General features: G+C 70.2%; 13 protein-coding genes and 1 pseudogene. 7 read left to right on the top strand and 7 right to left on the bottom strand.

All coding sequences use genetic code 11. The features are described 5' to 3' along the window. Nucleotides 1-177 precede the first annotated feature (177 nt). From ACIP6N_RS19300 to pepN, 4 genes are all read right to left on the bottom strand, one after another. The gene (locus tag ACIP6N_RS19300; RefSeq protein WP_401817048.1) at nt 178-1,206 is read right to left on the bottom strand and encodes an aspartate-semialdehyde dehydrogenase; all 1,029 of its coding nucleotides are present in this window, start codon (nt 1,204-1,206) and stop codon (nt 178-180) included. 233 nt (nt 1,207-1,439) lie between these two features. Further along, on the bottom strand, nt 1,440-4,778 hold the full coding sequence (locus ACIP6N_RS19295; RefSeq protein ID WP_401817047.1) for a S8 family serine peptidase: 3,339 nt from the start codon (nt 4,776-4,778) through the stop codon (nt 1,440-1,442). A 243-nt stretch (nt 4,779-5,021) separates the two neighbouring features. Then, entirely contained in the window at nt 5,022-6,083 is a 1,062-nt protein-coding gene (locus tag ACIP6N_RS19290; protein ID WP_401817046.1) for a hypothetical protein, read from the bottom strand. 177 nt (nt 6,084-6,260) lie between these two features. Further along, complete coding sequence (gene pepN, locus ACIP6N_RS19285; protein ID WP_401817044.1) at nt 6,261-8,858, bottom strand: aminopeptidase N; 2,598 nt, start codon at nt 8,856-8,858, stop codon at nt 6,261-6,263. A gap of 183 nt (nt 8,859-9,041) precedes the next feature. Here pepN and ACIP6N_RS19280 point away from each other — a divergent pair, with 183 nt between their 5' ends. After that, nucleotides 9,042-9,674 carry a DsbA family protein gene (locus ACIP6N_RS19280; protein ID WP_401817043.1) on the top strand — a complete coding sequence of 211 codons (633 nt, stop codon included), beginning with the start codon at nt 9,042-9,044 and terminating at the stop codon, nt 9,672-9,674. A 135-nt stretch (nt 9,675-9,809) separates the two neighbouring features. On the opposite strand, the gene ACIP6N_RS19275 is transcribed toward ACIP6N_RS19280, so the two are convergent. After that, nucleotides 9,810-10,451 (bottom strand): superoxide dismutase, encoded by a 642-nt coding sequence (locus ACIP6N_RS19275; RefSeq protein WP_401817381.1) that lies wholly within the window; start codon nt 10,449-10,451, stop codon nt 9,810-9,812. 142 nt (nt 10,452-10,593) lie between these two features. Here ACIP6N_RS19275 and ACIP6N_RS19270 point away from each other — a divergent pair, with 142 nt between their 5' ends. Then, nucleotides 10,594-11,178 (top strand): biotin transporter BioY, encoded by a 585-nt coding sequence (locus ACIP6N_RS19270; RefSeq protein ID WP_401817042.1) that lies wholly within the window; start codon nt 10,594-10,596, stop codon nt 11,176-11,178. Nucleotides 11,179-11,262: 84 nt separating this feature from the next. Here the strand turns inward: ACIP6N_RS19270 and ACIP6N_RS19265 are convergent, their stop codons facing one another. After that, nucleotides 11,263-12,744, bottom strand: a complete 1,482-nt coding sequence (locus ACIP6N_RS19265) for an amino acid permease (protein ID WP_401817040.1) — start codon at nt 12,742-12,744, stop codon at nt 11,263-11,265. A gap of 105 nt (nt 12,745-12,849) precedes the next feature. Between ACIP6N_RS19265 and ACIP6N_RS19260 the strand changes: the two genes are divergently transcribed. From ACIP6N_RS19260 to ACIP6N_RS19250, 3 genes are all read left to right on the top strand, one after another. Further along, nucleotides 12,850-13,338, top strand: coding sequence for a ribose-5-phosphate isomerase (locus tag ACIP6N_RS19260; protein ID WP_401817038.1), 489 nt, complete (start codon nt 12,850-12,852; stop codon nt 13,336-13,338). Nucleotides 13,339-13,611: 273 nt separating this feature from the next. Further along, a complete protein-coding gene (locus tag ACIP6N_RS19255; RefSeq protein WP_401817037.1) occupies nt 13,612-14,538 on the top strand; it encodes an Fpg/Nei family DNA glycosylase in 927 nt (308 codons plus the stop codon). A gap of 91 nt (nt 14,539-14,629) precedes the next feature. Further along, on the top strand, nt 14,630-16,204 hold the full coding sequence (locus ACIP6N_RS19250; RefSeq protein ID WP_401817036.1) for an alkaline phosphatase D family protein: 1,575 nt from the start codon (nt 14,630-14,632) through the stop codon (nt 16,202-16,204). Nucleotides 16,205-16,234: 30 nt separating this feature from the next. On the opposite strand, the pseudogene ACIP6N_RS19245 reads toward ACIP6N_RS19250, so the two are convergent. Then, nucleotides 16,235-17,480, bottom strand: a pseudogene (locus ACIP6N_RS19245) (GNAT family N-acetyltransferase). A gap of 106 nt (nt 17,481-17,586) precedes the next feature. Between ACIP6N_RS19245 and ACIP6N_RS19240 the strand changes: the two are divergent. Both ACIP6N_RS19240 and ACIP6N_RS19235 read left to right on the top strand, forming a co-directional pair. Further along, the gene (locus ACIP6N_RS19240; protein WP_401817035.1) at nt 17,587-18,729 is read left to right on the top strand and encodes a PP2C family protein-serine/threonine phosphatase; all 1,143 of its coding nucleotides are present in this window, start codon (nt 17,587-17,589) and stop codon (nt 18,727-18,729) included. A gap of 209 nt (nt 18,730-18,938) precedes the next feature. Beyond that, the gene (locus tag ACIP6N_RS19235) at nt 18,939-19,628 is read left to right on the top strand and encodes a M24 family metallopeptidase (RefSeq protein WP_401817034.1); all 690 of its coding nucleotides are present in this window, start codon (nt 18,939-18,941) and stop codon (nt 19,626-19,628) included. The last annotated feature ends 82 nt before the right edge of the window (nt 19,629-19,710 follow it).

Below are 19,710 nucleotides of genomic sequence, written 5' to 3'. Positions count from 1 at the left end.
CGGTCATCTCCTCGGTTCGTGACGTTTGGCCCCATCCTTCCACGCCGCCCCGGCCCGCGGCCCGGCGGAGAAACGCCGGGCGCGGGCCGGGGCGAAGAGGTCCGAAAACCGAGGGTCGGGCGCGTACAGCCGACCGGATCAGCCGCGCGGATCAGTGACGCGGATCAGCCGGGCAGCTCAGCCGCGCAGCTCCGCCGCCACCAGCTCCGCGATCTGCACGGCGTTCAGCGCGGCGCCCTTGCGGAGGTTGTCGTTGGACAGGAACAGCGCCAGGCCGTTCACCGCCGTCTCGTCGTCGCGGATGCGCCCCACGTAGGACGCGTCCCGGCCCGCCGCCTCCAGCGGGGTCGGGATCTCGGACAGCGCCACGCCCGGCGCGTCCTTCAGCAGCTCGTACGCGCGCTCGACGCTCAGCGGGTTCGCGAAGCGCGCGTTGACCTGGAGGGAGTGGCCCGAGAAGACCGGCACGCGTACGCAGGTCCCCGAGACCTTCAGCTCCGGGATCTCCAGGATCTTGCGCGACTCGTTGCGCAGCTTCTGCTCCTCGTCCGTCTCGAACGAGCCGTCGTCGACGACGGAGCCCGCCAGCGGCACCACGTTGAACGCGATGGGACGTTCGTAGACGGCGGGTTCCGGAAAGTCGACCGCGCCGCCGTCGTGCGTCAGCTTGTCGGCCTCCGCGACCACCTTCTGCGCCTGGCCGTGCAGCTCGGCAACGCCCGCGAGGCCGGAGCCCGAGACCGCCTGGTAGGTCGTGGCGATCATGGCGGTCAGACCGGCCTCTTCGTGCAGCGGACGCAGTACGGGCATGGCCGCCATCGTCGTGCAGTTCGGGTTGGCGATGATGCCCTTGGGACGGTCCTTGATCGCGTGCGGGTTGACCTCGGAGACCACCAGCGGCACCTCGGGGTCACGGCGCCAGGCGGAGGAGTTGTCGATCACGACCGCGCCCTGACCCGCGACCTTCTCGGCGAGCGCCCGGGAGGTCGAGCCGCCCGCGGAGAAGAGCACGATGTCGAGCCCGGTGTAGTCGGCCGTGGACGCGTCCTCGACCGTGATCTCGGTGGACTGCCACTCGATCGTGGAGCCCGCGGAGCGCGCCGAGGCGAAGAGCCGCAGCTCGGTGACCGGGAAGCTCCGCTCAGCCAGGATGCTGCGCATGACTGTGCCGACCTGACCGGTGGCTCCGACGATTCCGACCTTCACGGGCGCTCCTCCGTATGTGCGTGCTGTACGCGTGTGCGGGCTGTACGTGCTCTGGGTGCGGGGACCGGCGGACCGGTCCGGGCAGCGGTGAACCCCGGAGGGCTCGCCCCATGATGCTTCTGACCAGGACGGCCCTGTCCAATCCATTCCATTGTGTGGCCGTGTCCACGAACCGGAAAGCGGGCGCCCGCCAGGACGCCCGCTTCCCTTTCACCGCACGGTGGCCGCGAGGGCTACGGGGTGACGTTCCCGATCACGACGCTGCCCGTGCCCGCGACGGTGCCGCGCGCGTCCAGCAGGGCGACCTCGCCGAAGAACTGCCGGCCCTCGGGGGCCGCGCTGCCCACCAGCACACTGGCGGAGACCTTCGTCGAGGCGCCGTTCGCGAGCTTCACCGGCTTCGAGGCGTCGACCTGGATCGAACCGAGCGAGGGCGAGTAGTACACATCCCGGTAGTCGAACTCCGTGGTCCCCGCCGGGACCGAGTAGGCGTCGACCACGATGGTGTACGTACCGGCCGCGGGCGCGGTGAGGCTGACCGCCTCCTCCGAGTCCCCGTCCGCCGACTGGGCGACCAGCGCGCCTGCCTGGTTGTAGACCGAGAGGTCCAGGTCGGCGCTCGCGTCGGACGTCGCGCCGATGGCGACGTCGAGCTTGTCGACGCCCGCACCGACCGTGACCTGCGTCTCCCGCGACTCACCGTCCGCGATCGTCGGCCGTTCGACCTTCGCCGAACCGAGCGAGCCGCCGCCGAGCGTGCCGTCGATCGCGGCGAAGCCGTTGGTGACCTTCCACTCGACCGGCGCCGGGGTGCCGATCTTCGCCTCGGGGATCGTGGTGACCGCCGGGTCGAAGGCCGCGCCCAGGACCGTCGCGTCCAGCGTGTACGGGTTGTCGAGCAGCGGCGACGTACGGCGTGCCTCGACCTCGATCTCCCAGACACCGGGCATCGGGTCCGCGTACGAACGCAGGTCCGGGCGGCAGGTGTTGGTGGGGCTCACGTAGTTCGGGTAGCAGAACGTCGTCGAGCTGTCCTCCATCGCCGCACCGTACGGGTGGATGGTGATGAACCTGGTCTGGCTGTTCTTGGCGAGTCCGCCGAGCGCCACCTCCAGGGTCCTGGCACCCTCCGGCACGGTGATGAAGTACGACTTCGTGCTGTTGCGCTGCACCGAACCCGACGCCGAGAAGGCGTACGACGGCTTCGCCAGGTCCTTCGAGGCGATCACGGTGGCGAGGATCTGCTTGTCCACGCCCTCCGTGCCCTTGTCGTCCACCTCCAGGATCGCGCTGTGCACACCGGCGGCCGACGGCTTGGCCTGCACGGTCACGGTGACCGGCTGGTTCAGCGGCAGCTTGACCTTGGCCCCGCCCAGCAGCTTGAACGTACCGTCGTTGTACTTCCAGCTCAGCCGGTGCTCCAGGGCGCCCTTCTTGCCCGTGGTGCGGGTGACGGTCACGTCGTACGTCCTGCTCTTGCCGGCCTTGAGGCCGCCCTCGCGGTCGTACAGGCCGGTGCCGAAGCCCGGGGTCTTCAGCAGCTCGTCGATCGCGGTGTCGACCGGCGCCTTGACCGTGTACTCGTGGGCGTCGACGCCGTGCTGGATCGACTTCCAGGCCCCGACGATGTCGATGAGACCCGCGCCCTGCTCGTGCGCCTGCTCACCGGGGATCTTCTTGGCGCTGCTGGTGAGTGCCGTGCGCAGCCGGGCCGGGGTGAGGTCGATGTGCTTCTGCTTCGCGGCGGACAGCAGCAGCGCGCTCGCGCCCGCGGCCTGCGGGGAGGCCATCGAGGTGCCCTGGAGCATCGAGTAGCCGGGCGGCAGCTGGTAGCCGGACTCGGCGACGGGCGAGCCCGCGAGCCAGGTCTGGGTGCTGTTGATGGCCGCGCCGGGCGCGGTGATGGTCGGCGTGAAGCCGCCGTCCTCGCGCGGACCCCGGGAGGAGAACGGCATCATGTCGTTCTTCTTCGTCACGCCGGAGCCGTAGTTGGCGGCCCAGGTCTCCTTGGAGATCGACGCGCCCACCGAGATGACCTTGTCGGCGAGGCCGGGGTCGCCGATGGTGTTGGTGCCGGGGCCGTCGTTGCCCGCCGAGATCACCAGCTGCACGCCGTAGGTGTCGATGAGCCGGGTGTACAGCTCGGACCGGGCGTTGTTGCCGTCGTTGAGCGCGGGCAGACCGCCGATGGACATGTTGACGATGTCCACACCGCGGTTGGCGACGAGGTCGATCATGCCCTCGGTCAGCGCGATGTTGGTGCAGCCGCCGCTCCAGGTGCAGGCGCGCGACGAGACGAGCTTGGCGCCGGGGGCGGCGCCGTTCATCTTGCCGCCGAACAGCCCGTTGGCGGAGGTGATACCGGCGACGTGCGTGCCGTGCTCGCCCTGGATGAGGCCGATGTTCACGTAGTCGGACGTGGTGCCGGCCCCGTCGATCACGACGTTCTTGCGGACCTCGACCACGAAGGGGATCTGCTCGACGACGGCCGTGCGCGGGTCGTCCTTGCCGAAGTACCCGATCTGGAACTTGTCCTTGTACGGCTTCATCGCCGTCTCGTCGGTGAAGTCGCCGTCGTTGTCGAGGTCGACGCGCACCGTGCCCTTGGCCGGGTCGTACAGCACGCCCCACACGTCGGTGGTGTCACCGTCGCGGTTGAGGTCGCCCGCCATGTCGCCGCCGAAGGTGGCCGACTCGGCGAAGGTGTTGAACCTGAACGAGCCCTTCGGCGCCTTCCACGTACGGCCCGCGGCGGTGAACTCCGGGCCGCTCACGGCCGTGTTCATCCGGCGCCAGGTGCCGTCGCCGTCGGACACCGGGTCGGTGGCGGTCACCCAGTCGACGATCTTGCGCTCGCCGGTGGTGGTCTTCTGGAGCGCGGGGTGGCCCAGGTCGACGCCGGAGTCCAGGATGCCGATGGTGATGCCGCGGCCGTCGGCCTTGGGGTGCTGCTTGACGAAGTCGACCGCGCCTGTCTCGAAGGACGGGTTGTACGGGTTCTTCGCGGGGGTCTTCTTGTCGGGGCCCGGGTACGTCTTGGCCGCCGAACTCCTGCCCGTGGCGGCCTTCTTGCCACTGGCCGCCGCGCCTTCGGGCGACGGGTCCGGCGACGGGTCGTCCAGCTTGATCTCCTGCTTGAGATCGATGCCGTGGACGGACGACAGCTTCTGGGCCGCCTTGATCGCGGCGCTCGCCGCGGAGGTCGGCACGGTGGCCCGTACGTATCCGAGCTCGTCGTACGTCCGGCCCACCGACGCGCCCTGAATCGCGTCCAGTTGGCCGGCGACCTGCTCGGTCGCGCCGGGGGCGGTGGCGATCATCAGCGTGACGCTCTTGTCACCCGCGGCCTTCGCCCTGGCGAGCAACTGGGCGTCGGTCGTGCCCAGTTTGTCGGAGGACGGCTTCGCGGACTTGCCGGATGCGGTGGCGGCCGGGCCGTCGGCGCGCGCCGCGGAGAACGCGGGCACCGCGCCGGAGGTGATCAGCGCGGCCGCCACTCCCGCGGCAGCCACGACCCGGGCCACACGTCTCGGCCCGGGTATGGATCTGTCGGATTCGGAGGTCATCAGCATCCCTGGGGTGTGAAAGAGAGAGTCCGGATTTCGATACCGGATGATCGCTCAGCTTCGTCCAGGCGACAGGGTTTTGTGGAGACCTGTCAGGGATGTGATGTGCTCATGGCGGACATCCGCCACTGCGGGACATCCGCCACCGTGCTGATTTCGTGTGGGTGTTGGGCCTCTCCGGAGCGGCGGTGGTCCGGAGAGGTGGCTGTCGGGGGAGGCGGCTTGTCAGAGGGGAAGCGGGTGCACAGGTCACCTCGGCAGCACGAGCACGTACGCCGCCGGATCCCGGTCGTCCGCCGCCGTCAGCGCTGTACGGACCACCGACGCCTGCTGCCCGGGGGAGTCCCGCAGCTTCTCCGGGGTGAGGTGGACGACGGTGACGCCGAGCCGTTCCAGGTGCTCGCGCTTGCGGGCGTGCTCCGACCACAGCGGGTCCCCGGCGGCTTTGCCGCCCTGGTGCGGCGCCCTGACGTACAGCTCGACGGCGACCGCCTGTTCCGGCCAGTACGCGTCGACGCCGCCCAGCGACGGGGCGCCGGGCAGCCGCAGTTCGACGTTCCAGACGGGCTCCGGGAGACCGTGCGCGCGCACCATCTCGTACAGCCGGTCCTCGGCGAGCGCCCTTCCCTCGGCCAGAAGCGCGTCCACCGCGTCCGCCACCTGCGGCCGTTCCAGCAGCCGCGCCTGGCGCAACTCGTTGACCAGCGCCGACGGTTCGCAGTGCCCGGCCCGTACGGCCTCGGTCAGCAGCCGGCGCACCGCGGCCGCGTCCGGCAGCTCGGACACGGCGTCGGCCAGCGCGCGTGCCACGGGCGCCACCGGCACCCCGGTGACCTGCTCCGGTCTCGGCAGCGCGTGCGCGCGGATCAGCCGCGCGCAGCCGGTGGACCGCAGCCGCCGGGTGCGCGGCACCAGCACGTCGATCGTGCCGAGGGAGAGCAGCGAGGGCGCGGAGGTGAACCCGTACAGCGCGAGCGCGGCCAGACCGGTGATCATCACCGCGCCGTACGGAGCGACCGCCTGCTCCGGCAGCCCGCCGCCGCCCTCCTGGCCCGGCCGCCCGGCGTACAACAGCGCGGCGTGCAGCCGCTCCTCGCTGGTCGGCGGCCCCTGGCGGAGCAGGTAGACCCCCGGCAGCAGCAGTTGCCACGGCCCGCCGGGACGGCACTGGCTGCCGGCACTGGCCGCCGAGACCCCGTGCGCGCGCAGCTGGGCCGCGGAGAGCACGCGGCGCTGGGTGGCCCCGGTGAGGTGGCTGAGACGGTCGAGGGGACCGAGGTGGCAGGCGGTGGGCGAGGTGTTGTTGTTCATGCCCCGGGATCTCCCCCTGTGCCCACCGCCTCCTAACCACTGTTACAAGATCGCCGCCAAATCTGGACAACTCAGCTCTAAAGTGCGGGCATCCTTCTGCCGATCAGGCGGCGGTCCCCGCCCGGTCCACGCCCCCGGTACGCGCCCCCGCGCCCCGGGGGGCCCGCCCCCGTAACCTCAGCCCGCCGCCACCGCGTCGCACTCCTGCCCGCGCAGCGTGCGTGCCAGATCGTCCCCGGCCTCCAGCACCAGCCTGCGCAGCGCCGGAGCCGCGTCCGCGTGCGAGGCGAGCCAGGCCTCCGTCGCCTCCACGGTCGAACGGTCACCGAGCAGCCCCGGGTACAGGCCCTTCACCACGTCCATGCCGATCTGGATCGAACGCTCCGACCACACCCGCTCGATCGCCTCGAAGTACTTCGCCGCGTACGGCGCGAGCAGCTCCCGCTGATCCGGCTGCGAGAAGCCCGCGATCGTGGCGCCCACCAGCGCGTTCGACAGCGTGTCCGACTCCACGACCTGCGCCCAGGCCTGCGCCTTGACGGCGGCGGAGGGCCGGGCCGCGAGGCAGCGCACCTCGTGGCGCTTGCCCGACGCCGTGTCGTCGCGGGCCAGTTCGGCCGCGATGGCCGCCTCGTTCGCCAGGCCGTTCGCGGCCAGCGGCTCCAGGAAGGTCCAGCGCAGCTCCTGGTCGACGTCCACGCCGTCGATCTTCGCCGTACCGTCCAGCAGCCCCTGGAGCAGCTGGAGGTCCGACTCCGAGGTCGCGACCGCGGCGAAGAACCGCGCCCACGTCAACTGGTGCTGGCTGCCCGGCGCCGCGATCCGCAGCTCGCTGAGCGCGCCCCCGGCCAGCTGCCGCGCGCCCTCCTCGCGCCACTCCGGCGCCGCGTAGTGCGTGAGCGCCGAGCGCGTCCAGGAGTGCAGCATCTGGAGTACGCCGATGTCGCTCTCACGGCCCGCGTGGGTGAGGACCAGACCGATGAAGTCCCGCGCCGGCATGAGCGCGTCCCGCGTCAGGTTCCACAGCGCCGACCAGCACAGCGCCCGTGCGAGCGGGTCGGTGAGATCGCTGAGATGCGCCCGCAGCGTCTCCAGCGAGCCGGTGTCGAAGCGGATCTTGCAGTACGTCAGGTCGTCGTCGTTGACGAGGATCAGCTCGGGCCGCTCGGCCCCGGCCAGCTCCGTGACGACCGTACGCGGCCCCGCGACGTCCGTCTCGGTGCGCGCGTACCGTACGAGATCCCCGTCGGGCGTGCGCCGGTACAGCCCGACGGCCACCCGGTGCGGGCGCAGCTCGGGATGCGACTCCGCCGCGTCCTGGATCACGGCCAGCTCCGTGATCCGGTCCTCCGCGTCGTAAATGACCTGTGGGGTCAGGGAGTTGACGCCGGCGGTCTGGAGCCACGACTGCGACCACCGGGTCATGTCCCGGCCCGACGTCTCGGTCAGCACGGTCAGCAGGTCGCCCAGCTCGGTGTTCCCGTACGCGTGCCGCTTGAAGTAGCGCCGGGCGCCTTCCAGGAACGCGTCCCTGCCGACGTACGCGACGAGCTGCTTGAGCACCGACGCGCCCTTGGCGTACGTGATGCCGTCGAAGTTCAGCTTGGCGTCCTCCAGGTCACGGATGTCGGCCGTGACCGGGTGCGTGGAGGGCAGCTGGTCGGCGCGGTACGCCCACGCCTTGCGGTTGTTGGCGAAGGTGATCCAGCCGTCGGTGAAGCGGGTCGCCTCCACCATCGCGAACACGCCCATGAAGTCCGCGAACGACTCCTTCAGCCACAGGTCGTCCCACCAGCGCATGGTGACCAGGTCACCGAACCACATGTGCGCCATCTCGTGCAGGATGACGTTTGCCCGGCGCTCGTACGACGCCTGCGTGACCTTGCCGCGGTAGATGTACTCCTCGCGGAAGGTCACCAGACCGGGGTTCTCCATCGCGCCGAGGTTGTACTCGGGCACGAACGCCTGGTCGTACTTCCCGAAGGGGTACGGGAAGTCGAAGTTCTCGTGGAAGAAGTCCAGGCCCTGCTTGGTGAGCAGGAAGATGTCGTCCGCGTCGAAGTGCCTGGCCAGGCCCTTGCGGCAGAGCGCGCCGAGCGGGATCTCCAGCGTCGAGCCGTCCGGCAGCTCGCGCCGGTAGGTGTCCGTGACGTGGTGGTACGGGCCCGCGATCACGCAGGTGATGTACGTCGAGATCGGCTTCGTCTCCGCGAAGTGCCACACGCCGTCCTTCAGCGTGCCCTCACCGTTGCTCAGCACCTGCCAGCCCTCGGGCGCGGCCACCTCGAAGCGGTACGGAGCCTTGAGGTCGGGCTGCTCGAAGTTGGCGAAGACGCGGCGCGCGTCGGCGGGCTCGTACTGCGTGTAGAGGTAGACCTCGCCGTCCTCCGGGTCGACGAAGCGGTGCATGCCCTCGCCGGTCCTGCTGTACGCGCACTGCGCGTCCACCACCAGCACGTTCTCGGCCTGGAGACCGTCCAGCGCGATCCGTGAGTCGTCGAAGACGGTGGCGGGGTCGAGAGCGCGTCCGTTCAGGGACACCGCGGACACGGCCGGCGCGATCAGGTCGGCGAACGTGGCCGCGCCGGGCTCCGCGCAGCGGAAGCGGATCGTGGTCACCGAACGGAAGGTCCGCGGACCCTCCGTCTCCTCCCCGGCAGCCTCTGCGGCGCTCCCGACGGCGGAACGCAGGTCGAGGGCGATCTCGTACCCGTCGACGGACAGCAGACCTGCCCGCACGCGGGCCTCGTCACGGGACAGATTCTCACCGGGCACGGGCGACTCCTTCTATTCGTTCGAATATGACCGATCCTCGCACGCACCCCTGACCGGCGGCATCAGGGGAACGCCGACAGGTGCGGCGGCAAGATCGCTCGGGGGAGCCCGCGGCGGGAATGCCCGTGGCCGCGGAGTACGTTGCCGACAAGAGGTATATCCACAGCCCTCATGAGGAGAGACATGTCTGACAAGACCCCCGTCGACTTCTGGTTCGACCCCTTGTGCCCGTGGGCCTGGATGACCTCCCGCTGGGTCCTTGAGGTGGAGAAGGTCCGCGACATCGAGGTGCGCTGGCACGTCATGAGCCTGGCCGTGCTCAACGAGCCGCGCATCGACGAGATGCCCGAGGAATACCAGGACATGATGCGGACGAAGGCGTGGGCCCCGGTCCGCGTGGCCGTCGCCGCCCAGCAGAAGCACGGCGACGAGGTCGTCGGCAAGCTCTACACGGCGCTCGGCACCCACATCCACAACCTGGGTGAGGGCCCGACGCGGGAGGCGATCGCCGCCGCGCTCGCCGACACCGGGCTGCCCGCCGACCTGATCGACTACGCCGACTCGGACGAGTACGACACCGAGCTGCGCGCGTCGCACAAGGAAGGCATCGACAAGGTCGGCCAGGACGTCGGCACCCCCGTCATCGCCGTGCCCGGCGCCGACGGCGAGCAGATCGCCTTCTTCGGCCCGGTCGTCACGCCCGCGCCCAAGGGCGAGGAGGCCGCGAAGCTCTGGGACGGCACGCTGCTGGTCGCGTCCGTTCCCGGCTTCTACGAGATCAAGCGGTCCCGCACGCAGGGCCCGGTCTTCGACTGACGTCCGTCCGTCCGGCGCTTGTCCTCCGGCAGAGAAGGGCCCCCGCGAGTCACGTCCTCGCGAGGGCCCTTCGTCGTTCCGTCCGCGCGTGAAGGCTGAGAAGACGATCACGGGCAGGACGCATCCGGCTCCGTGTTACGGAGCGAGCAGCGACGTGTCGCCGCGCAGCGCGGCCGCCGCGTAGCGCTTCGCCACGTCCTGCCAGTTGACGACCTTCCACATCGCCTCGATGAAGTCCACCTTCTGATTCTTGTACTGGAGGTAGAAGGCGTGCTCCCAGGCGTCGAAGACCAGGATCGGCACCGAGCCCTGCCCGGCGTTGCCCTGGTGGTCGTAGATCTGCTCGACGATCAGCCGCCCGCTGACCGGCTCGTACGCGAGAACACCCCAGCCTGAGCCCTGGGTCGTCGCGGCGGCCTTCGTCAGCTGCGCCTTGAAGCCGGCGAAGGAGCCGAAGGACGCGGCGATGGCGTCGGCCAGCTCGCCCACGCCGTCCGCGGCCAGCGGTTCGCCGCCGCCGTCGCCGGTCATGTTGTGCCAGTAGATCGAGTGCAGGATGTGGCCGGAGAGATGGAACGCGAGGTTCTTCTCCAGACCGTTGACCGCTCCCCACGCGTTCTTCTCGCGCGCCTCCGCCAACTGGTCGAGCGTGTCATTGGCGCCCTTGACGTACGCCGCGTGGTGCTTGTCGTGGTGCAGCTCGATGATCTGCGGATTGATGACCGGTTCGAGCGCCGCGTAGTCGTAAGGAAGTTCAGGAAGCGTGTATACGGCCATGCCAAAGCCCTTCGACTTATTATTGCGCATCATGTGCAAGTGCAGGCTAGCAGCAACAGAATCCCCTGTCGGTCCCCGAACCGCCGTGGGCTAACGTCTTTCTGTTCCGATTTGATCTGTCACCACCTCCCGCGGAGTCCCCATGAGTACTGCTGCAGCGGCCCCCCGTACCGGAGCGGTCCTCGCCGATCTGCTCCCCGCCACCCGGACCCGCGACATCGCCCTGGTCCTCGGCGGCGCCGTGCTCACCGGCCTCGCGGCGCAGATCGCCATACCCGTCCCCGGCTCCCCGGTCCCGGTCACCGGACAGACCTTCGCGGCGCTGCTCGTCGGCACGGCGCTCGGTGCCCGCCGCGGCTTCCTCTCCCTCGCGGTCTACACGCTGGTCGGCATGATGGGCATGCCGTGGTTCTCCGGCGGCACCTCGGGTCCGGGCGGCGCGTCCTTCGGTTACGTCCTCGGCATGCTGCTCGCCGCCACCGTGGTGGGCGCGCTGGCCCGCCGGGGCGGCGACCGCTCGGTGCTGCGCACGGCGGGGACGATGGTGGTCGGCTCGGCCGTGACCTACGCGGTCGGTGTGCCGTACCTCGCCCTGTCGACCGGCATGTCGGCGAGCGCCGCCATCGCGGCCGGGCTCGTCCCCTTCCTGCTCGGCGACGCGCTGAAGGCCGCCCTCGCGATGGGTGCGCTGCCCACCACCTGGAAGCTCCTCGGCCGCCGGGGCTGACGCCGTACGGCTCTGTAAAACGCATAAGGCGCCCCGTACCCATGAGGTGTACGGAGCGCCTTACGCGTATACGGGGCCGGGCGGTTACTCCACGGCGCCCTTCACGTCGCCCTCCACGCGGTCACCGGACTTCTTCCGGACGGACTCCTTGACCAGCGAGATCACGACCACGATCGCCGCCACCAGCAGCGAGAGCAGCACCTGGTCGCGTCCCGCGTCGTCGGTCAGCATGTACACCAGCACGAACGAGATCATCGCGATCGTCGCCCAGGTCAGATACGGGAACAGCCACATCCGTACGACCAGCTTCTCCGGCGCCTCACGCAGGATGATCCCGCGCATCTTCAGCTGCGTGAAGCAGATGACCAGCCAGACGAAGAGCGCCACGGCGCCCGACGAGTTCAGCAGGAACGCGAACACCGTGTCCGGCCACTGGTAGTTGAAGAAGACGGCGACGAAGCCGAAGACGACGGACGACAGGATCGCGACCTGCGGCACACCGCGCGCGTTCGTCCGGGCGAATGAGGCGGGCGCGTCGCCGCGCTTGCCCAGCGAGAAGGCCATCCGGGAGGCCGTGTAGAGACCGGAGTTCAGGCAGGACAGGACGGCCGTCAGCACGATGACGTCCATGATCTGCCCGGCGTGCGGGATGCCGATCGAGTTCAGCGCGGCGACGTACGAGCCGTCCTTCTCGATCGACGGGTCGTTCCACGGGATCAGCGCCAGCACGACGAAGATCGAACCGAGGTAGAAGATGGCGATGCGCCAGATCACGCTGTTCGTCGCCTTGGAGACGGCGCGCTCGGGGTCGGACGACTCGCCCGCCGCGAGCGTGACGATCTCGCTGCCCATGAACGAGAACACGACCAGCAGCACGCCCGTCAGGATCGCGCCCGGTCCCTTCGGCAGGAATCCGCCGGTGTCCGTGAGATGCGCGAAGCCGCTGCCCGCGTTGTCGGAGCCCGGCAGCGCGCCGAAGACGGCGAGCAGCCCGATGATGACGAACACGCCGATCGCCACCACCTTGATCCCGGCGAACCAGAACTCGAACTCGCCGTACGACGCGACGGACGCGAGGTTCGCGGCGGTCAGGACGACCATCACGATCAGCGCCCACGCCCACTGCGGCACGGCCGGTATCCAGCTTTCCAGGATCTGCGCGCCGGCCGTCGCCTCGACCGCGAGCACCACGACCCAGAAGAACCAGTAGAGCCACCCGATCGAGAAGCCCGCCCAGCGGCCGAGCGCGCGGTCCGCGTAGGCGGAGAAGGAGCCGGAGGTGGGCTGGGCGGCGGCCATCTCGCCGAGCATCCGCATGACGAACACGACCATCACGCCGACCAGGGCGTACGACAGGAGAATGGCCGGTCCTGCGGCCGCGATGCCGGAGGCGGAGCCGACGAAGAGGCCGGCGCCGATGACACCGCCGATGGCGATCATCGACAGATGGCGGTTCTTGAGACCGGCCTGAAGACCGCCGGAGCCGGCTGGGCCGTTCGGGGATTGCGGATTCCCAGACTCGCTGGGCTCGCCGCCTTCCTTCGTGGGGGTGGGGAGGGAAGCCATTCGCTGTTCCTTAGGAGAGGAGGGGGCGGAAATGATCAGCGGCGCCAGGGTAGACCCAAGGCCCCTAGCCGTTACCCCTAGTTCTCACGTGCCACACTTCAGGTCATGCGCGTATACCTCGGATCCGACCATGCCGGTTACGAACTCAAGAACCACCTCGTCGAGTGGCTCACGGCTCAGGGCCATGAGCCGGTCGACTGCGGACCCCATGTCTATGACGTCCAGGACGACTACCCGCCGTTCTGCCTGCGCACGGCGGAGCGGACGGTCGCGGACCCGGGAAGCCTCGGCATCGTGATCGGCGGCTCGGGCAACGGCGAGCAGATCGCCGCGAACAAGGTCAAGGGCGTGCGGGCCGTCCTCGCCTGGAGCGAGGAGACGGCGGAGCTGGGCCGCGAGCACAACAACGCGAACGTGATCTCCATCGGGTGCCGGATGCACACACAGGAAGAGGCCACGTCGTTCGTCGACATCTTCCTCAAGACCCCGCACTCCGGCGCGGAGCGCCACGCACGCCGCATCGAGATGCTGACGGAGTACGAGGCGTCCGGCAAGCTGCCGCCGATCCCGGCGCACCACCCGCAGCAGGACTGACAGCCGCAGCCCGGACCGACCAGCCGCAGCCGGGTTGGTCGGCCGCGGCAGGGCTGACAGTCCGCTGCCCCGGACTGATCACTCGCAGCCGGGTTGGTCGGCCGCGGCAGACCGACACTCCGCAGCCGTGCCACCGGCGGCAGGCCTGACCGGCCGCCAGTAAGGCCCGACCGGCCCGGAACTGCTCCGTGCCGCCGGACCCGCGTCCCGTCCCCCCGGGGGGACAGGCGAGGCCGGCGGCACCTCGGGAGCGCGCCACACGAGGAGAACACCGTGCCCGAGGGGCATACGATTCACCGCCTCGCCGAGGACCATCTGCGTCTGTTCGGAGGCCGGCCCGTACGGGTCAGCAGCCCGCAGGGCAAGTTCACCGACAGTGCCGCGCTGCTCGACGGCCAGGTGCTGACCACCGTCGACGCCCACGGCAAGCACCTCTTCCTCGGCTTCGGTGACGCCGGATCGGACGAGGAGAAAGCCGGTGCCGGTGCCGATGGTGATGCCGACGCCGGCTCCGGCTCCGGCGCCCTCGGCTGGGTCCATGTCCACCTCGGCCTCTTCGGTAAGGTCGCCCTCGGCGACACCCCGGCGCCGCCGCCCACCGACACCGTCAGACTGCGCCTCGTCAACGACACGGCGTACATGGACCTGCGCGGCCCGACCACGTGTGCCCTGATCACCGCGCCCGAGAAGCGGGCGATACACGACCGTCTCGGCCCGGACCCCCTGCGCGTATGCGACGGCGACGCGGTCCGAGGTGACGCGAGAGGAGACGGCGCGGGCAACGACGGCGAGAAGGCGTGGGCCCGGATCTCCCGCTCCCGCACCACCGTGGCCGCCCTGCTGATGGACCAGAAGGTCATCGGTGGCGTCGGCAACGTCTACCGCGCCGAGGTCCTGTTCCGGCAGGGCATCGACCCGTACCGCGCGGGCAAGGACCTGACCCGCTCCGAATGGGACGCGATCTGGGCCGACTTGGTGATGCTGATGCGCGAGGGCGTGCGGCACAACCGCATCGACACGGTCCGCCCCGAGCACACCCCGGAGGCGATGGGCCGCCCGCCGCGCGTCGACGACCACGGCGGTGAGGTGTACGTCTACCGCAGGGCGAACCTGCCCTGCCTGCTGTGCGGTACGGACATCCGCACCGCCCCGCTCGCGGCCCGCAACCTCTTCTGGTGCCCCGGCTGCCAGCGGCGCTGAAGTCCGGCGCCGACCGCTGCGCCATTGATGGTCGCCCACCTGTCATGTTCCTGACGGATGGAATTGGGGCGTCCGGGTGGGTGGGCCTGACATGTTCTCGGCGGCCATGCCGCATTGCGAAGGGAACATGACCATGTCCGAGTTCGCACGCCGCCGATTCCTGATCGCCGGCGCCGCCGCCGCGAGCGTTGTCACGGGAAGCCAGTTCCTGACCGTGCAGGAGGCCCGTGCGGACGACAGACCGGTCTCCGGCGACCTGTTCACCCTCGGTGTCGCCTCGGGCGACCCGCTGACGACGGCCGTCGTCATCTGGACCCGGCTGGCCCCCGACCCGCTGCACGGCGGCGGCATGCCGGACCGGGCCATCGAGGTCCAGTGGCAGGTGGCCCAGGACGAGCGGTTCAGGAAGGTGGTCCGCCAGGGCACCGCCCTCGCCGAACCGTCCCTGGGACACAGCGTCCACGTGGACGTACGGGGCCTGGAGCCCGGCAGGGAGTACTGGTACCGCTTCCGCAGCGGCGCCTCGTACTCGCCCGCCGGCCGCACCCACACCACCCCGAGGGATCCCTCGAAGCTGCGGGTCGCGCTGGCCTCCTGCCAGAACTGGCAGAACGGTTACTTCACCCCGTACGCCGACATGCTGGCGCAGGACCCCGACATCGTGCTCTTCGTCGGCGACTACATCTACGAGAGCGCGCCGTCCGCCGCCTCCGTACGGGTCCACGAGGGTACGGGCGAGCCGCTCGACCTCGCCGGATACCGCAACCGGTACGCGCAGTACAGGTCCGACCCCGACCTGCGCGCGATGCACGCCGCCGCGCCCTGGATCGTGACGTTCGACGACCACGAGGTCGACAACGACTACGCCGGAGAGGTCCCGCAGGACCCCGACAAGCAGACCCACGACGCATTCGTCAGCAGGCTGACCGCCGCCTACCGGGCGTACTACGAGCACATGCCGGTCAGGGCCGCAGCGATCCCCGACGGTCCGCACATCCAGCTCTGCCGGCGCTTCGACTTCGGCCGCCTCGCCCGGCTCAACGTGCTCGACACCCGCCAGTTCCGCAGCGACCAGGCCACCACCCAGCAGGGCGCCCAGGATCCGTCGCTCACCATGCTGGGCGCGTCGCAGAAGGCCTGGCTGCTGGACGGACTCTCGCAATCACCGGCCCGCTGGAACGTCATGGCCTCGCAGATCATGATGGCCGAGACCGACCTGCTCGCGGGCCCGGGCAAGGAGTGGTACTACGACGCCTGGGACGGCTACCAGAGCGAGCGCAACGAACTCCTGACCCGCTTCTCGCAGGTGCGCAACCCGGTCGTGCTCAGTGGCGACCGCCACCTGACGATGATCAGCGACCTGAAGGCGGACTTCGCCGACCCGGCCTCCGCCGTCGTCGGCGCCGAGTTCGTCGGGACCTCCATCAGCTCGGGCGGCGACCAGGACGCGGCCGCCTTCAACGCCGAGTGGGACCCGCGCCGCGCCGACAACCCGCACTGGAAGGTCATCGACCACCACCGCGGCTACCACCTCTTCGACATCGGGGAGCGCGGCATCGACGCACAGGTGCGCGTGGCCGGGACGGTGCTTCAACCGCAGTCCGCCTCCACCACGCTGGCCACCCTGCGCGTCGACTCGGGGCGGCCGGGCGTCCACGTGGTCTGAGCCAACCTGCCGGGCGTTTGCCGCCGTTCGTCAGAAGCCGTGCGGCAGCCAGGGCGCGACCTCGGAGGCGAAGGCCACGGACGCCTCCGTCAACGCGCCCTGGCGCAGCTCCCGTACCCGCCCGGCGCCCGCCAGCGAGGAAAGGGACACCCCGCCCAGATAGACCGACCCCAACTCCTTCACGGACAGCGCCAGATCGGCCTCGTCGTCGGTCCGTTCGCAGGAGGCGCCCTTGGCGCTGCCGACCAGCCGCCAACGTCCCTCGTTCCAGGGGCAGAAGGGGTCCTCCACCTCGAACACCACGTCCACGGGGGCCTGGTACGTACGGGCCGCCAGCTGCGGCTCCGACTTCCACGAGCCGCACGTACAGCGAGTCCCGCAGCCGCGGGAGGCAGCGCCTCATGTCGGAGACCAGGTGCTGGAACGGGTCGTCCACCGGCCTGTTGAGCGCCGTCAGCGTCGACGTCAGATCGATGCCGAAGAGGAAGCGCCAGAGCGCCGCGTGGGCCGCGGGCTGCCGTGCGTGCAGATGCTTCAGCTCGACCGTGCCGCTGGGCCCTGGGACCTCCATCTTGGGCCTGATGCGGAAGAGCGTGAACCCGGTGACGTCACCGTCCTGTTCGGCCAGGACGCACTGGAGTGCGGAGGCGCCGTGCTGCTCGGCGGCACCGTTCACCACCGGCATGTCCTCCCAGCCGGGCATGCGCGTGAGCATGCCGGGGCGTGCGGCGACGTCGGCCGCGTACAGCGCCTCGCACGCCTTCCGCGCGGCCGGGTCCTCGGGTCGCACCCGGCGCAGCCGTACGTCGTCCGTACCGGCGGGCACCGTGAGACCCACCCGGGCCGTGTCGATCTCCACGGACAATTGCGTGGTGGCGGCGCCGTATCCGAACCGTCCGTAAATGGCCGGTTCGGACGCGGTCAGCAGGGCCAGCGGCTCGTTCCGGGACCGGACGTCGTCCAACTGCCGCCGCATCATGGACGTGAGCAGCCCGCGCCGCCGGTGGGTCGCGGCGACGCTGACGACCGTCACACCCGCCGAGGGCACGCGCGCGCCGCCGGGTACCGAGAGACGGAAGGTGTACGCCGCCGCCGTCCCGACACACTCGTCCCCGTCCCAGATCCCGATCGCGCGGTCGAACTCGGTCAGCGTCCGGAGCAACTCCCGCTCCTCGTGCGATTCGGCCAGCCGTCCGGCGCCACCGAAGGCCAGTTCGGCCGCACCGAACCAGCTGTCCCATTCTCGCTGGCGCAGCACCCGCAGATCTGTTGTCATATGCCATGACTACCAGCGGCCCGGAGCCGTGGCGACCCGATTTCGAACGACATGTCATAGGGGTCCCGCTGCGCGAGGGGCAGGGGGATGGATAGGGTCCGTTCCAATGACCAGCGTCGCAGGAGTGGACTCGTATTCGGCCCGGGTGCGCAGATTCCTGCACCGGGTGCGCAACGGCGTGCGCAAATCCGCCGTCGACTACTTCCGGGGCGACGGCTCAGACTGGATCGCGCTCGTCGGGCTGCTGCTCACGGTCCCGGCCCTCACCCTCACCACCGTCGTGGTGCCCGTCTGGTGCGCCCCGTCCTCCCTCGTCCTGCCGATCGTGGCGGGCGGCCTCCTGCTGCGCCCGGCGAGTCTGCTCGGCCTGTACGCGACGGCCGCCGTCGCGCTCATCATCGAATCGCTGGTGCTCGGCCCGTACACCGAAGGTGTGGGCCACGTCACGCCGGGAGTCGTGCTCGTGGTGGCCGCCTGCGGTCTCTTCGGCCTGCTGATCGCCCAGTTCAGGGCGCGGGTCGGAGTGCCCTGGCGGCGCGGCGGCACGATGCTCTTCGACCTGCGCGAGCGCATCCGGGTGCAGAGCGCCCTGCCGTACCTGCCCACGGGCTGGCACCACGAGATGGCGCTGCGCCCGGCGGGCGGACAGTCCTTCTCCGGCGACTTCGTGGTCGCGGCCCGTACGGACGACCACACGCTCGAAGTCGTCCTCACGGACGTCTCCGGCAAGGGGATGGACGCGGGCTCCCGCGCCCTGCTGCTGTCCGGCGCCTTCGGCGGCCTCCTCGGCTCGCTGCCCCCGCACGGCTTCCTCCCCGCGGCCAACGGCTACCTGCTCCGGCAGAACTGGGAGGAGGGCTTCGCCACCTCCATCCACCTGGTCCTCGATCTCGACTCCGGCGACTACGAGTTGCTGTCCGCGGGCCACCTGCCGGCTCTGCAACTGCACGCGGGCACGGGCCGCTGGGAAGAGAAATCGGGCACGGGCCCGCTGCTCGGGGTCTACGACGGCGCCCAATTCGACCCGGCCAAGGGGGCCCTGGCGCCCGGCGACGTCCTGATGCTCTTCACGGACGGCCTGGTCGAGGCCCCGGGGCGCGACCTCGGCGAAGGCATCGACCGGCTGACGGGCGAGGCCGACCGCTATGTCGGCACCGGATTCGAGGGCGCGGCCTGGCACCTGATCGAAGCGGTCGCGAAGGACGTGAACGACGACCGCGCGCTGCTGCTGATCCGCCGGGAAAGCTGACCCGCGGAGCGTACGGACCGTGACATACGTACGGCCCCGACGTGCGTACGGCCCCCACGTACGTACGGCCCCCACGTACGTACGGTCTCCACGTACGTAAGCCACCTGACGCACGTACGGCACCTGACGTACATACGCTCCGCGAGTGACCGGCGATTGCCCTGTCCGGTTCTGTCTCCATGGCCGTACGGCTCTGTACGCTCGACCGTATGACGGATGAATCCGGGCGCGCGGCGCGGTTGCTGGAGGCACAGGCGAAGGCGGCGAAGCTGTTCGCCGAGATCGAGAGCCGGGGACTGATCGCGCCGGGGGAGGTGGAACGGGCGGTCAGCGACCGTATCCGTGACCTGGCGAACGAGATGTTCGGCACGACCCGCCACTGGCACAAGCGCATCGTCAGGTCCGGGCCGAACACCCTCAAGCCCTACCGGGAGAACCCGCCGGACCGGATCATCGGCGAGGACGACATCGTCTTCGCCGACTTCGGCCCGCTCTTCGAGGAGTGGGAGGCGGACTTCGGCCGCACATTCGTCCTGGGCGACGACCCGGCGAAACACCGCCTGCGCGACGCCCTGCCACCGACCTTCGCGGCCGGTCGCCACGCGTTCGAGACCACGCCGGACATCACCGGCAGGCAACTGCACGCCGAAGTGAAGAGGCTGGCCGCCGAAGGCGGCTGGGAACTGGGCGGCTGGCACGCCGGCCACTTGGTGGGCGAATTCCCCCACGAGACGATCGACGGCGCCAAGGTCGAGTCCTACATCACTCCGGACAACGACACCCCCCTGCGCCGCACGGACCGCGCGGGCCGCCGCTGCCACTGGATCCTGGAGATCCACCTGGTGGACCGGGCAGGCGAGTTCGGCGGCTTCTTCGAGGAGCTTCTGGACCTGGGCTAGGTGGCTGAGGTGGCGCGCCCTCGGCGACCGCCACGACGAGATCCCGGATCATGCCGACGCGACGACGGGACACGCGCTTGCC

The sequence above is a fragment of the Streptomyces sp. NPDC088725 genome (assembly GCF_044751305.1).
GTDB lineage: Bacteria > Actinomycetota > Actinomycetes > Streptomycetales > Streptomycetaceae > Streptomyces.
Note: the sequence above shows the minus strand (reverse complement) of the source record. Positions and strands in the feature narration are given on the sequence as shown.